Source organism: Nocardioides sp. HB32 (assembly GCF_054058995.1).
Genome location: NZ_JBSSBS010000001.1, coordinates 2,779,560 through 2,791,982, shown reverse-complemented (window position 1 = coordinate 2,791,982; position 12,423 = coordinate 2,779,560). Strand labels below are relative to the sequence as shown.

The 12,423-nt window shown below is 73.3% G+C and carries 14 protein-coding genes; 1 reads left to right on the top strand and 13 read right to left on the bottom strand.

Annotated features, from left to right (window positions below; translation table 11 throughout):
* Positions 1-58: 58 nt before the first annotated feature.
* From ACVW2K_RS14045 to ACVW2K_RS14005, 9 genes are all read right to left on the bottom strand, one after another.
* Positions 59-874, bottom strand: coding sequence for an alpha/beta hydrolase (locus tag ACVW2K_RS14045; protein ID WP_457202912.1), 816 nt, complete (start codon positions 872-874; stop codon positions 59-61).
* A gap of 160 nt (positions 875-1,034) precedes the next feature.
* On the bottom strand, positions 1,035-2,318 hold the full coding sequence (locus ACVW2K_RS14040; protein WP_457202911.1) for a dihydroorotase: 1,284 nt from the start codon (positions 2,316-2,318) through the stop codon (positions 1,035-1,037).
* A gap of 76 nt (positions 2,319-2,394) precedes the next feature.
* The gene (locus ACVW2K_RS14035; protein WP_457202910.1) at positions 2,395-3,339 is read right to left on the bottom strand and encodes an aspartate carbamoyltransferase catalytic subunit; all 945 of its coding nucleotides are present in this window, start codon (positions 3,337-3,339) and stop codon (positions 2,395-2,397) included.
* A complete protein-coding gene (gene pyrR / locus ACVW2K_RS14030; protein ID WP_457202909.1) occupies positions 3,336-3,920 on the bottom strand; it encodes a bifunctional pyr operon transcriptional regulator/uracil phosphoribosyltransferase PyrR in 585 nt (194 codons plus the stop codon). The genes ACVW2K_RS14035 and pyrR overlap by 4 nt, the downstream gene beginning before the upstream one ends.
* Before the next feature lie 69 nt (positions 3,921-3,989).
* On the bottom strand, positions 3,990-4,601 hold the full coding sequence (locus ACVW2K_RS14025) for a cytochrome b/b6 domain-containing protein (RefSeq protein WP_457202908.1): 612 nt from the start codon (positions 4,599-4,601) through the stop codon (positions 3,990-3,992).
* Positions 4,598-5,287: a molybdopterin-dependent oxidoreductase gene (locus tag ACVW2K_RS14020; RefSeq protein WP_028636750.1), complete on the bottom strand. Its 690-nt coding sequence runs from the start codon at positions 5,285-5,287 to the stop codon at positions 4,598-4,600. The genes ACVW2K_RS14025 and ACVW2K_RS14020 overlap by 4 nt, the downstream gene beginning before the upstream one ends.
* 4 nt (positions 5,288-5,291) lie before the next feature.
* Positions 5,292-5,483 carry a hypothetical protein gene (locus tag ACVW2K_RS14015; protein ID WP_028636751.1) on the bottom strand — a complete coding sequence of 64 codons (192 nt, stop codon included), beginning with the start codon at positions 5,481-5,483 and terminating at the stop codon, positions 5,292-5,294.
* Positions 5,484-5,507: 24 nt separating this feature from the next.
* On the bottom strand, positions 5,508-6,524 hold the full coding sequence (locus tag ACVW2K_RS14010) for an NADPH:quinone reductase (RefSeq protein WP_457202907.1): 1,017 nt from the start codon (positions 6,522-6,524) through the stop codon (positions 5,508-5,510).
* Between the two features lie 97 nt (positions 6,525-6,621).
* Positions 6,622-7,899 carry a MinD/ParA family ATP-binding protein gene (locus ACVW2K_RS14005; RefSeq protein ID WP_457202906.1) on the bottom strand — a complete coding sequence of 426 codons (1,278 nt, stop codon included), beginning with the start codon at positions 7,897-7,899 and terminating at the stop codon, positions 6,622-6,624.
* A 95-nt stretch (positions 7,900-7,994) separates the two neighbouring features.
* Between ACVW2K_RS14005 and ACVW2K_RS14000 the strand changes: the two genes are divergently transcribed.
* Complete coding sequence (locus tag ACVW2K_RS14000) at positions 7,995-9,314, top strand: aminotransferase class V-fold PLP-dependent enzyme (RefSeq protein ID WP_457202905.1); 1,320 nt, start codon at positions 7,995-7,997, stop codon at positions 9,312-9,314.
* Here ACVW2K_RS14000 and ACVW2K_RS13995 read toward each other — a convergent pair.
* Genes ACVW2K_RS13995 through efp form a run of 4 tightly spaced genes read right to left on the bottom strand, consistent with a single transcriptional unit; the run spans position 9,303 to position 12,405 of the window.
* On the bottom strand, positions 9,303-10,109 hold the full coding sequence (locus ACVW2K_RS13995) for a DUF1206 domain-containing protein (protein WP_457202904.1): 807 nt from the start codon (positions 10,107-10,109) through the stop codon (positions 9,303-9,305). The two genes, ACVW2K_RS14000 and ACVW2K_RS13995, sit on opposite strands and share 12 nt — an antisense overlap.
* On the bottom strand, positions 10,054-11,430 hold the full coding sequence (locus tag ACVW2K_RS13990; protein ID WP_457202903.1) for a dihydrolipoyl dehydrogenase family protein: 1,377 nt from the start codon (positions 11,428-11,430) through the stop codon (positions 10,054-10,056). Before ACVW2K_RS13990 ends, ACVW2K_RS13995 begins: the two co-directional genes overlap by 56 nt.
* Positions 11,431-11,434: 4 nt before the next feature.
* Positions 11,435-11,842 carry a transcription antitermination factor NusB gene (gene nusB / locus ACVW2K_RS13985; RefSeq protein ID WP_028636756.1) on the bottom strand — a complete coding sequence of 136 codons (408 nt, stop codon included), beginning with the start codon at positions 11,840-11,842 and terminating at the stop codon, positions 11,435-11,437.
* On the bottom strand, positions 11,842-12,405 hold the full coding sequence (gene efp, locus ACVW2K_RS13980) for an elongation factor P (RefSeq protein WP_028636757.1): 564 nt from the start codon (positions 12,403-12,405) through the stop codon (positions 11,842-11,844). Before efp ends, nusB begins: the two co-directional genes overlap by 1 nt.
* Positions 12,406-12,423: the final 18 nt, after the last annotated feature.

Sequence of the window (12,423 nt, the reverse complement as noted above, 5' to 3'; positions counted from 1 at the left end):
CTCCTTCTCCGCCTCACGGGACGGATCGTTAAAGGATGTCGAAGCTGGGGCGAGCGTATCAGCGGCCGGCGAGCTCGCCGCCCAGCCACCCGAAGGCGTCCACGGTGTGGTCGTTCCAGAAGACCCGGGTGTGCCCGCCGTCGGCGTACGTCACGGCCTCGGGCTCCTCGGGCAGCCGACCGACCACGTCGCGCACGTCGTCGTAGAAGGCGTCGTCGGTGCCGCACCACACCGCCAGGGGAAGTCCCGCCAGCGGCGACAGCTCGGCCAGCGCCGGGTCCGCCGCGGAGACCGCCGGGCTGAACAGCGCGGCGGCGCGGGCCCAGTCCGGCTCCTCGAGGGCGAACCGGAGCGCGCCGTACCCGCCACGGGACCAGCCCCATAGCGCGCGCCGCTCGGCGTCGAAGCCGCGGTCGGCGAGCCAGCCCGGGAGCTCGTCGCGGAGCATCGCGACCGGGTCGGCCCCGGGGGCCGTCACCCAGCCGGACGGGCCGTCGTCGGTGCCGGCCAGCACGAACGGCGGCGCACCCTGCTGCACCGCAGCGGTGAGGAAGCTCCCGAACCCGAAGCCGCGGAAGTCGGCGGCCGAGGCGCTCGAGCCGTGCAGCACCACGACCACGGGCAGCCCGGCTCCGTCGCCGTACCCGGCCGGCACGGCCGTGAAGAGGTCCACGTCTGCACCCATGGCTGCCGACGCCACGGGCTCGAGCTCCACCCGGCCCTCCGGCGCGTCGGGGACGTAGAAGTCGGGCCGGAGGCCGAGCGCGCGACGGACCCGTCCGGAGCCGGCGGCCGCGCCACCGAGCGCGGCCGCCCCGGCGACCGCCGCGCCGCCGCCGACGACGAGGAACCCTCGCCGCGTCAGGCCGGTCACGACACGGTCGCGCCGGTCACCGCCAGCACGACGCGGCCGGCGGTCACCGCCCCTCGCGCGCACCCGTGCCAGTCCCCTCCGGCCTCCATGGACGGAACCTAGGCGACCCAGCAGCCGGCCGGCGGGTCACGGCCGGGACGTCACCAGGATGGGGTAGCGCTCACTGCAGCTTCCCGTCCAGGACGGTGGCCTGGCCACGCAGGAACGTCGCGACGACCCGGCCGGGCAGCTCCATGCCGCGGTACGGCGTGTTGCGGCTGAGGCTCGCGGTCTCGGCGGGGTCCACCGTGCGCCGGGCGGCGGGGTCGTAGAGCACGAGGTTGGCGGGCTCGCCCACCGCGACCGGGCGGCCGTGCCGGTCCGACACCCGGCCGATGCGGGCCGGGGCGTAGGACATCCGCTCCGCGACCCCCGCCCAGTCCAGGAGCCCGGTGTCGACCATCGTCTGCTGGACGACCGACAACGCGGTCTCGAGGCCGAGCATGCCGAACGCCGCGGCGGCCCACTCGCAGTCCTTGTCCTCGTGCGGGTGCGGGGCGTGGTCGGTGGCCACGATGTCGATGGTGCCGTCGGCGAGCCCGGCACGGAGCGCCTCGGCGTCGGCGGCGGTGCGCAGCGGCGGGTTGACCTTGTAGACCGGGTCGTAGGTCGCGGCCAGGTCGTCGGTGAGGAGCAGGTGGTGCGGGCACGCCTCCGCGGTGACGTCCACGCCCTTGCCCTTCGCCCAGCGGATCAGCTCGACCGACCCCGCGGTCGAGACGTGGCAGACGTGCAGGCGGGAGCCGACGTGCTCGGCGAGCAGCACGTCGCGGGCGATGATCGCCTCCTCGGCGACCGCCGGCCAGCCGGCGAGCCCGAGACGGCCGGAGAGCTCGCCCTCGTTCATCTGCGCGTCCTCGGTGAGGCGCGGCTCCTGCGCGTGCTGCGCGACGACGCCGTCGAACGCCTTGACGTACTCTAGCGCCCGGCGCATCAGGACCGCGTCGCTCACGCACCGGCCGTCGTCGGAGAACACCCGGACTCGGGCGGCCGAGTCGGCCATCGCACCGAGCTCGGCGAGCCGCTCCCCGGCGATCCCGACGGTGACCGCGCCGACCGGGAACACGTCGCAGTAGCCGGCCTCGCGGCCCAGTCGCCAGACCTGCTCGACGACGCCGGCCGTGTCGGCGACCGGCTCGGTGTTCGCCATCGCGTGCACGGCGGTGAAGCCACCCATCGCCGCGGCCTGCGTGCCGGTCTCGACGGTCTCGGCGTCCTCCCGGCCCGGCTCGCGCAGATGGGTGTGCAGGTCCACCAGGCCGGGCAGCGCGACCAGACCGGTTGCGTCGACGACCTCGGCGTCGGCGGGTGCGTCCGCCGGGTCGGCGACCACGCCGCCGCTGAGCAGGAGGTCGGTCGGCGTACCGCCGAGGACCGAGACGTTGGTGATCAGGTAGTTGCTCATGCGCGTACTCGCTTCGCTCCGTGCGCGCATGAGGCACATGGCGCACTGTTTCGATGGGTGAGCTCGCTCCGCTCGCTCACTCTTCTCCTCCGACGGCGGGCTCGGAACCGCCCAGCAGCAGGTACAGCACGGCCATCCGCACGGCGACGCCGTTGGTGACCTGCTCGACGATCACGGAGCGGTCGCTGTCCGCGACGTCCGCGGTGATCTCCATGCCGCGGACCATCGGGCCGGGGTGCATGACGATCGTGTGGTCCTGGAGGGTCGCCATCCGCCGGCCGTCCAGGCCGTAGCGGCGGGAGTACTCGCGCGCGGTCGGGAAGAACCCGCCGTTCATGCGCTCCCGCTGGACCCGCAGCATCATCACGGCGTCGGCCTTCGGGAGCACGCCGTCGAGGTCGTACGACGTCTCCACCGGCCAGCTCTCGACGCCGACCGGCAGCAGGGTGGGCGGCGCGACCAGCGTCACCTCCGCGCCCAGGGTGCCGAGCAGCAGTGCGTTGGAGCGCGCCACCCGGCTGTGCAGCACGTCCCCGACGATCACGATCCGGCGGCCGTCGAGGTGGCCCCCGAGATGCCGCGTCATCGTGAACGCGTCGAGCAGCGCCTGGGTCGGGTGCTCGTGGGTGCCGTCGCCGGCGTTGACGACGCTCGAGCGGACCCAGCCGGAGTGCGCGAGCCGGTGCGGGGCGCCGCTGGCGCCGTGCCGGACGACGACCGCGTCCGCGCCCATCGCCTCGAGCGTCAGCGCCGTGTCCTTCAGGCTCTCGCCCTTGGACAGGCTCGAGCCCTTGGCCGCGAAGTTGATGACGTCCGCGGAGAGCCGCTTGGCGGCGGCCTCGAAGGAGATCCGGGTGCGGGTGGAGTCCTCGAAGAACAGGTTCACCACCGTCCGGCCGCGCAGGGCGGGCAGCTTCTTGATCGGCCGGTCCGCGAGCTCGCGCAGCTCGGCGGCGGTCGTGAGGACCAGCTCGGCGTCGTCGCGGCTCAGGTCGGCCGCGCTCAGCAGGTGGCGCTTCATGCTGCTCCTCCTCCGGTGCCGATGCCCTGGATCGTCACGGCGTCGGTCTCGTCGATGCCGGCCAGCGTCACCTTCACGCGCTCCACCAGCGAGGTCGGAAGGTTCTTGCCGACGAAGTCGGCGCGGATGGGCAGCTCCCGGTGCCCGCGGTCCACGAGCACGGCGAGCCGCACGGCCTGCGGGCGGCCGATGTCGTTGAGCGCGTCGAGCGCCGCCCGGATCGTGCGGCCGGAGAACAGCACGTCGTCCACCAGGACCACGGTGCGGCCGTCGATGCCGCCGGGCGGGATCTCGGTCGGGAGCAAGGCCCGGGCCGGCTTCATCCGGAGGTCGTCGCGGTACATCGTGACGTCGAGCGAGCCGACCGGCACGTCGTACCCCTCGACCGAGGCGATCCGCTCCGCAATCCGCTTCGCGAGCGGGACGCCGCGGGTCGGGATGCCGAGGAGCACGAGGTCGCCCGCGCCCTTGTTGCGCTCGAGGATCTCGTGGGAGATGCGGGTCAGCGCCCGGGAGATGTCGCGGTCGTCGAGGACGACGCGCTGCCCGTCGAGCGGGCTGTCGTGAGGGTGCGCAGGCAACTGCCTCGGACCTCCTTCTCCGCCTCACGGGACGGCTCGTTAAAGGATGTCGATCGCAGGAACCATACCTCAGCCGGCCGGGGGCGGCCGCACCTCGTCCACCCACGCCGCGTGCTCGCGGCGCGCCCAGCGGGCCGAGACCCGGCCCGACCACATCCCGCGCAGCGCCTCGCCGTCGCGGAGGGCGAAGACGAGGTGGCCGATCACCAGCAGCCCCAGGGCCAGGGCTACCCAGTCGTGCACGAACGTCGCGCCGGAGCGCCACGCCAGCCGCACCAGCCCGGTGAAGAACATCAGCGTGCCGGTGCCGAGCAGCAGCAGGATCGCACCCGCGGAGAGCGCCGCGTTGAGCTTCTGCCCGGCGTTGAACTTCCCGACCCGGATCCGGCCGCTCCGGCGGTCCTTGCTGCGCAGCCACTGCCAGTCGGCGGGGGTGAAGCGGTTCAGCCGCCGGACGTCGGTGCGGTACGCCGACGACGCGGCGCCGAGCAGCAACGGGACCGGCAGCCCGAAGCCGGACCACACGTGCACGAGCTCGACGGCGTGCCGGTGTCCGACGGCCAGGGCCAGCGAGCCGTTGTAGAGGACGGCCGCGGTGAGGAGGCAGGCGATCATGAGCACCCCGAGTGTCCCGTGCACGACGCGCTCGACCGCTGCGAAGCGGGGCAGCTGGTCGCTCATTCGCCGATGATCCCGTCGAGCGGGTAGCCGCGGTCCTCCCAGTAGCCCGGGATGTCGCGGTCGGTCAGCTCGATCCCCGAGAGCCACTTGGTGCTCTTGTAGCCGTACATCGGTGCCGCGTAGATCCGCACCGGGCCACCGTGCTGGTGGGTCACCGGCTCGCCGTACATGGTCAGGGCCACCAGCACGTCGTCGGCGCGGGCCTGCTCGAGCGTCATGTTCTCGGTGTAGACGCCGTCGAATGACCGGAACCGGATCGCCACCGCGTCGGAGGTCGGCGCGGCGAGGTCGAGCAGGTGCGAGAGCCGGACGCCGGTCCAGGGCACGTCGTCGACGTACCACCCCGTGACGCAGTGGAAGTCGCGCGTGATCGAGACCTGCGGGAGCTGCTGGAGGTCGGCCAGCGTGTAGGTCGCCGGGCGGGCGACGAGGCCGGAGACCGACAGGGAGTACGACGAGGCGTCGCGGCTCTCGACGCTCCCGGTGACCGAGTAGTAGCGGAACGCGCTGCCCAGCGGCACCAGCTGCGACAGCCCGGTGGGGTCGTGCGCCACGAGCCTGCTCAGGGCGTCCTGGACGGCGCTCCCGGTGACGACGCCGACGACACCGAGGCCGAGGAGCCCGAGCACGACCCGGCGGCCGACCGGCGTACCGTCCAGCTCCGAGCGCTCCTGCGGCTCGGACACGGGCTCAGGGCCTCCGACCGCGGACGCCGAGGGCGGCCAGTGCGAGCCCGGCGAGCACCACGACCGGGCCGACGACGGACCACGTCGTCGTGTCGCTCATCGAGCTGCCCTCGATGACGCCGGTGCCCTGCAGGGTCCAGAGGAGGCCGAGGAGCACCAGCACCACGCCGGCCACGACCCACCACGGCTTCGCCACGCCTCCAGCCAACCACGGCAGTGGTCACGCGTCCGGGAGATCGACGAGCACCTTCCCCACCGCGCCGGCCTCGACCGCGTCGTGGGCGGCCGCGGTGTCCTCGAGCGGGAAGTGGTGCAGCGGGAGACCGGCGTCCTCGCCGACCCGCAGCGCGCCGGCGGCCACCGCGGCCGTCACGTCCTCGGTCGCCGCGCGCACCAGGTCGTCGGCGAGCGTGTAGAGGATCAGGAACTGGAAGCGCAGGTTCTTCCCGAACGCCGCGCGCAGCGGCATCCTCAGCTCGTCGCCGCCGTTGTTGGCGTAGATGCTGACCAGCCCGTGCACCCTGACGACGTCGAGGTCGAGGCCGATGTTCTGCGCCGGCGCGACCTCGACGGCGATGTCCACGCCGTCGGGCGCGACCGCCCTGATCCGGTCCGCGGGGTCGCCGGTCCGGTAGTTCACGACGTGGTGGGCACCGGCGCCCGTCGCGAGGACGGCCTTCTCGTCGCTGCTCACCGTCGTGACCACCGTCGCCCCGGACCAGCGGGCCAGCTGGATCGCCGCGTTGCCGACCGCGCCCGCTCCCCCGGCCACCAGCACGACGCGTCCGGCCAGCGTCCCGGGTCCGAGCCTGGTCGGGCCCTCCTCGTGCGCGGTCAGCGCACGGTGGGCGGTCACCGCCGGCACGCCGATGCTCGCGCCGAGGTCGAAGTCCGCGTTGTCGGGCAGCGCGATGACGCGGGCGGCCGGCTGGACGGTGTACTCCGCGGCCGTGCCGTGGGCCCGGCCGTGCTGCGCGAGCACCAGCCACACCCGGTCGCCCACCCGATGCGTCCCGGCACCGGGCCCGACGGCGTCGACCACGCCCGCACCGTCCTGGCCGGGCGTCACCTCGTCGTACCCGCTCATCATCCCGGCGCGGAACTTCCAGTCGGTGGGGTTGACGCCGGAGCGGACGACGCGGACCCGGACCTCGCCGGGGCCCGGCTCGGGGATCTCCCGCTCCACGAACTGCAGGACGGAGGACGGGCCGGGCTCGCGGTAGACGACTGCGCGCATGACCCCGAGGTAACCACGCGGGACAAGACTGACCCGTCGGTTCCGGCCCCCCGAGAGGGGTCAGGAGCGACGGGTCAGCGGTTCAGGGGTCAGCCGGTCACAGCGCCGCGGCCATCCCGGCGCAGGCCTTGAGCCACTGCATCCGGGTGTTCTGCGACAGCTGGGCGTAGGGGACGACCGAGCCGGCGACCAGCGCCGGGTCGTACGGGACCCGGTACACGCCGCGGGTCCGCTGCTGGTAGACGTCGACCAGGTCGTCGGCGAGCTTGCTGTCCACCTGGGCGGACGGGTCGGAGAGCACCGTGACCGCCTTGTACTTGAGGTTCTGGTAACCGGCGTCCTGGAGCGCGTCGAGCATCCACAGGCCGCTGTAGCCGGTGTCCTCGCGGACCGTCGACGTGACGACCAGCAGGTCGGCGGCGCCGGCGGCGGCGAGCCAGTTCTCGGCGCGCATGTTGTTGCCGGTGTCGATCAGGATGACGCGGTAGAACCGCTCGAGGAGCTTGTGGACCGCGTCGAAGTCCTGGGCGCGGATGGTGCCGGTGACGTCGGGGCGCTCGTCGGAGGCGAGCACGTCGAAGTGCGCGTCGCCCTGGGAGCGCACGAACGCGCCCAGGTCGCCGATCCGCGACTGGTAGACGTCGGTGAACCGCTCGAGGTCCTCGAGCAGCTCACGGGTGGTGTTGCGGTGCGTGCTGCGGGTGCCCCGGATGCCGAGCGTGCCCCGGGTCTCGTTGTTGTCCCACGCCACCACGCCGCCGCCGCGGACGGTGCCGAACGTGTAGCCCGCGGCCAGCACCCCGGTGGTCTTGGCGGCGCCGCCCTTGGGGTTGATGAACGCGATCGTGCGCGGGCCGTCGAAGTCGCGCTGGATCGATCGGCGGTCGTCCTCGTGGGCCCGCTCCGCGGCGCCCATCCTCGGGTTGACCAGCCCGCCGCTCCAGCGGCGTACCGCACCTCGCCAGCCCCAGGTCGCCGGGCCGTGGTCCTGCTCGGCGTCGCGACGGTCCAGGAAGTCGGTGGCGGACATGAACCGGCGCACCTCGGCCTCACCGGGCGCCGGCGCCTCCGCGACCGGCTCGGTCGTGACCGGGGGGCGGTACGCCGGGGGCGGCGCGGACGGCGGCGGGGCGGTCGGCATCGGGAACGCGGGCGCGGCCGGCGCCTTGGGCGCGGTCGGCACCACAGGGGTCGCCTCCGGGATCGGGTCGCTCAGCGGGTCGCCGAGCGGGTCCGGGCGACCACCGGGGCCGGCCACCGACCTGGCGTCCCGGCGGGCGGCGTACTCCGCGAGGTCCTCCGGCTTGTACAGCCGGTCGCTGGTGTTGTCCTCCTCGTGTCGCGAGCCGCCCGAGCTCCATGCTTCCTGCGACATCGATGCCTCCTCGAGATGGCAGGTCGGTCCCCGCACTGCGGACGTCCTTCCCCGAAATCCCGCGGGTCACACCCTCGTGCGGCGCATCATGGACCATGCCTCTCCCCACCCGCCGGGCCGTTCTCGGCGCCGGACTGGTCGGTGGCGCCGTCGCCGTGGTCGCGGGCTGCGACGACGACACGCGCGCCCCCACCGCTGCCCCGAGCACGGGCGGCCCGAGCGCGCCCCCAAACGCTGCCCCGAACACGGGCGGCCCGAGCGCGCCGGCCACCGAGCTCGCCGTGCCCGACTTCGACCCGGCCGACTGGGACTCGGTGCGCGCCCAGTTCCCGCTGGACCTCGACCTCGGCCAGTTCGCGGCGTTCGTCCTGTCCCCCCACTCCGCCCAGGTGAACGCCGCGATCGACTACTACCGGGCGCGGCTGGGCTGGGACACCGAGCAGGCGCTGGCCGACGGCCTCCGCCTCGAGCACCGCGCCCGGGCCGCCGCGGCGCGGTTCCACGGCGGGGCGGCCGGGGACTACGCGCTCACCGACAGCACCACGATGGGTCTCGGCATCGTCTACGGCGGCCTCGCGCTCACCCCGCGGGACGACGTGCTCACGACCACGCACGACTTCGCCGCCACCGAGGAGGCGCTCCGGCTGCTGCACCTGCGCACCGGCGCCCGGGTCACCCGAGCCACCTTGTACGACGACCCGGCGTCCGCCACCGTCGACGAGATGGTCACCCGGCTCCTCGCGGCGGTCACTCCGCGCACCCGGGTCGTCGCCATCACCTGGGTGCACTCCGGCACCGGCGTCCGCACCCCGGTGCGGGAGATCGCCGACGCCCTCCCGGACGGCGTGCTGCTGTGCGTCGACGGCGTGCACGGCTTCGCCGCGGTGGACGTCGACCTGCCCGACCTGGGTTGCGACTTCCTGGCGGCGGGCACGCACAAGTGGCTGTTCGGTCCGCGTGGCACCGGCGTCGTCTGGGCCGCGAGCTGGTCGCCCCTCACCGAGATCATCCCGTCGTTCACGCCGGAGACCCCGGCCGGTCGCCTGACGCCGGGCGGGTACCACTCCTTCGAGCACCGCTGGGCCCTGGCGGACGGGTTCGCCTTCCAGCAGCGGATCGGCCGCGCCGCGGTCGTGCAGCGCACCGTCGAGCAGGCGAGCCGGCTGAAGGAGGGCCTGGCGGACACCGCGGTCATGCTGATCACGCCGGCCGACCCGGCAGTGTCCGCGGGGATCGTGTGCGTCGACGTGCCGGGGACGATGCCCGCGAACGCCGTGCTCGCGCTCCGCGAGCAGGGGATCGTCGCCAGCGCCACGCCGTACCGGACGTCGTACCTGCGCCTGGGCCCGAGCATCGTCACGACACCCGACCAGGTGGACGCGGCCGTCGCGGCGGTGGGCGGCCTAGCGACGTAGGTGCCGCGCCCGGGCCAGCGTGAAGAGCCCGAAGCAGGCCAGGCCGAGCCCGATCAGGACGAGCAGCAGCGGACCGTAGGGCTGGTCGAGCACCTCGAGGAGCGCCTGGTCGAGGCCGCCGGACTTCTTCGCGTCGTGGGTGATCGCGGCATAGCCGAACAGCCCTCCCACGATCACGAAGGCCACGCCCCGGGCGACGCAGCCGGCCCTGCCGAACCAGAGGTACGCCGTGCCCGCCGCGCCGCGACGACCCTCTTGGGTGAGCTCCTTGGCGAACTTGTCGCTCCACCCGCGGTAGATCTCGTACAGACCGAACCCGATGATCGCCAGGGCCACGAGACCGACCAGCACCTGGCCGGCCGGCAGGTCCAGCACCTTCGCGGTCCAGGTGTCCGAGCCCTTGCTCGAGGACCCGGCGCCGACCGCGACCCGGATGCCGCTGAAGCCGATCACGGCGTACACGAGCGCCTTGCCGGCGCACGCGAGCCGCTGGCCGGCGCCGTCGTCGCCCAGGACCGCCTCCACCGCCTGCCAGAGCGCGAGCAGGAGCATGCCGATCGACACGACCCAGACGAGCACCTCGCCGAGCGGCTGCTGCGCGAGCTCGCGGAGCGCGCCGGTGCTCGACGGGTTGCCCTGGCGGTCGCCGACCGCGAGCTGGACCGCCAGCCATCCGATGATCAGGTAGACGACGCCGTAGGCGACGAGCCCGACGCGTCCGATCTGCTTCAGGCGGTCCTCACGAGAGGTCCGCGAGAGCGGCCTCGATCGCGCGATGGAACGTGGGGTACGCATAGATCATCGACCTCAGGGTGGGGACGGGGACCTCCGCGTGCACCGCGACGGCCAGGAAGCCGAGGATCTCCCCTCCGGCCGGGCCGACCGCGGTTGCTCCTACGAGGACCCCGCGGTCGGCGTCCTCGACGACCTTGATCAGCCCGTGCCCGCCCGGGCCGTACGTGAAACCACGTGATGAGGCGGCCAGGTCCGTGGACCCGGTGCGCACCCGCAGCCCGGCGTCACGCGCCGCCTGCTCGGTCATGCCGACGCCGCCGACCTCCGGGTCCGTGAACGTCGTGTGCGGCACGGCGTGGTACTGCGCGGGCGCCCCGCCCTCCCCGAGGATGTCGCGCAACGCGATCGCCTGCTGGTACATCGCGACGTGGGTGAACGCGCCGTGGCCGGTCACGTCGCCGATCGCCCAGAGCTTCTCGCCGGCCCGTAGCCGCTCGTCGACCTCGAGGGTCCGCGCCGCGGGGTCGAGCCCGACCGTCTCCAGGCCGAGGTCGTCGAGGTTCGGCACCCGCCCCGCGGCCACCATCACCTTGTCGGCGGTCAGCTGCTCGTCGGTGTCCAGGGTGAGGACGAAGGCGCCGTCGGCGTACGCCGCCCGGACCAGCTCGACGTCGGTCAGCACCCGGATGCCCTCCTCGGCGAACACCTTCTCGACCAGCGCCGAGGCCTCCGGCTCGTCGGCGGCCAGCAGCCGCGACCCGTGCTGGATGACCGTCACGCGCACGCCGAAGCGCGCGAAGACCTGCGCCAGCTCGCAGCCGATCGGGCCGCCGCCCACGATGGCCACCGAGCCCGGCAGCTCGGTGAGGCGGACCGCGTCGCGGTTGGTCCAGTACGGCGTGTCCGCGAGCCCCTCGACCGGCGGGACGGCCGGCCGGGTGCCCGGGTTGACCAGCACCCCGCGGCGGGCGGTGAGCTCGAGCGTCTCCCCCGCGGGGGTCTCGACGACCACCCGGCCGGTCCCGGCCAGCCGGCCGACACCGTGGTGAACGGTGGCGCCGACCTTCTCGAGGCGTTCGACCCCGATGGTGTCGTCCCAGCCGGCCGTGGCCTCCTCGCTGATGCGCCGCGCGACCACCGACCACGCCGGCGTGATCGTGGCCTCGCCGGCGACCTGGGGCACCCGGCGTACCTCGGCGACCGCGTCACTACCGCGCACCATCATCTTGGTGGGGATGCACCCGTAGTACGGGCACTCGCCGCCCACGAGGTGCTTCTCGACGACGACGACGTCGAGCCCTGCCGAGGCTGCCGCGTTGGCGAGAGCCTCGCCGCCGGGTCCGGTGCCGATGACGACCAGGTCCACCTCGTGAGCACTCATGTGCTCAGACTAGGGACTCCTTGTTCCTCACGACCGCCCCGAGCACGCCGTTCACGAACTGTGGGGACTCGTCGGTGGAGAGATCCCGCACCAGGGCCATCGCCTCGGACACGGCGACCGGGTCGGGGACGTCAGCGGCGTACAGCAGCTCCCAGACGCCGAGCCGCAGCACGTTCCGGTCCACCGCGGGCATCCGCGCGAGCGTCCAGCCCTCGGAGTACGACGCCAGCACCTCGTCGATCCGGGCGCGGTGCTCCTCGACGCCGCGCACGAGCACCGCGGTGTAGTCGTTCGTCGGGCCCTCGCCCTCGGCCATCGCGCGCTCGAGGGCGTCGACCGGCGACTCCCCGCGCAGCTCGGACGCGTAGAGGACGTCCAGCGCCCGCTTGCGGGCCTTGGAGCGTGCCGCCACTAGCTCTTCACACGGCCCATGTAGGACGAGTCGCGGGTGTCGACCTTGACCTTCTCGCCCTGGTTGATGAACAGCGGGACCTGGATCTCGTGACCGGTCTCGAGCGTGGCGGGCTTCGTGCGGCCGGTGGCCGAGTCGCCGGCGAGGCCCGGCTCGGTGAACGTGATCTCGAGCTCGACGGACGCCGGGAGCTCGATGAACAGCACGCGGCCGTCGTTGGTGGCGACGACCGCCTCCTGGTTCTCCAGCAGGAAGTTCGCGGCGTTGCCGACGATCTCCGGGCTGATCTCGAGCTGCTCGTAGCTCTGCACGTCCATGAAGACGTACGACGAGCCGTCGTTGTAGAGGTACTGCATGCTGCGGCGGTCGACCGTGGCGGTCTCGACCTTGGTGCCGGCGTTGAAGGTCTTGTCGACGGTCTTGTTGGACTCGACGTTCTTCAGCTTGGTGCGCACGAACGCGGGGCCCTTGCCCGGCTTCACGTGCTGGAACTCCACGACCGCCCAGAGCTGGCCGTCGATGTTGAGAACCATGCCGTTCTTCAGGTCGTTCGTCGTTGCCATGCGCGCGTGTCAGCCTTC

Coding starts and splice junctions, on each gene's coding strand:
- ACVW2K_RS14010 (WP_457202907.1), bottom strand. CDS start 6,524: ATGCGCGCAGTCGTCTACCGCGAGCCCGGCCCGTCCTCCGTCCTGCAG.
- ACVW2K_RS14005 (WP_457202906.1), bottom strand. CDS start 7,899: ATGTCGCAGGAAGCATGGAGCTCGGGCGGCTCGCGACACGAGGAGGAC.
- ACVW2K_RS13990 (WP_457202903.1), bottom strand. CDS start 11,430: ATGAGTGCTCACGAGGTGGACCTGGTCGTCATCGGCACCGGACCCGGC.
- ACVW2K_RS14025 (WP_457202908.1), bottom strand. CDS start 4,601: ATGAGCGACCAGCTGCCCCGCTTCGCAGCGGTCGAGCGCGTCGTGCAC.
- efp (WP_028636757.1), bottom strand. CDS start 12,405: ATGGCAACGACGAACGACCTGAAGAACGGCATGGTTCTCAACATCGAC.
- ACVW2K_RS13995 (WP_457202904.1), bottom strand. CDS start 10,109: ATGCGTACCCCACGTTCCATCGCGCGATCGAGGCCGCTCTCGCGGACC.
- ACVW2K_RS14035 (WP_457202910.1), bottom strand. CDS start 3,339: ATGAAGCGCCACCTGCTGAGCGCGGCCGACCTGAGCCGCGACGACGCC.
- ACVW2K_RS14000 (WP_457202905.1), top strand. CDS start 7,995: ATGCCTCTCCCCACCCGCCGGGCCGTTCTCGGCGCCGGACTGGTCGGT.
- ACVW2K_RS14040 (WP_457202911.1), bottom strand. CDS start 2,318: ATGAGCAACTACCTGATCACCAACGTCTCGGTCCTCGGCGGTACGCCG.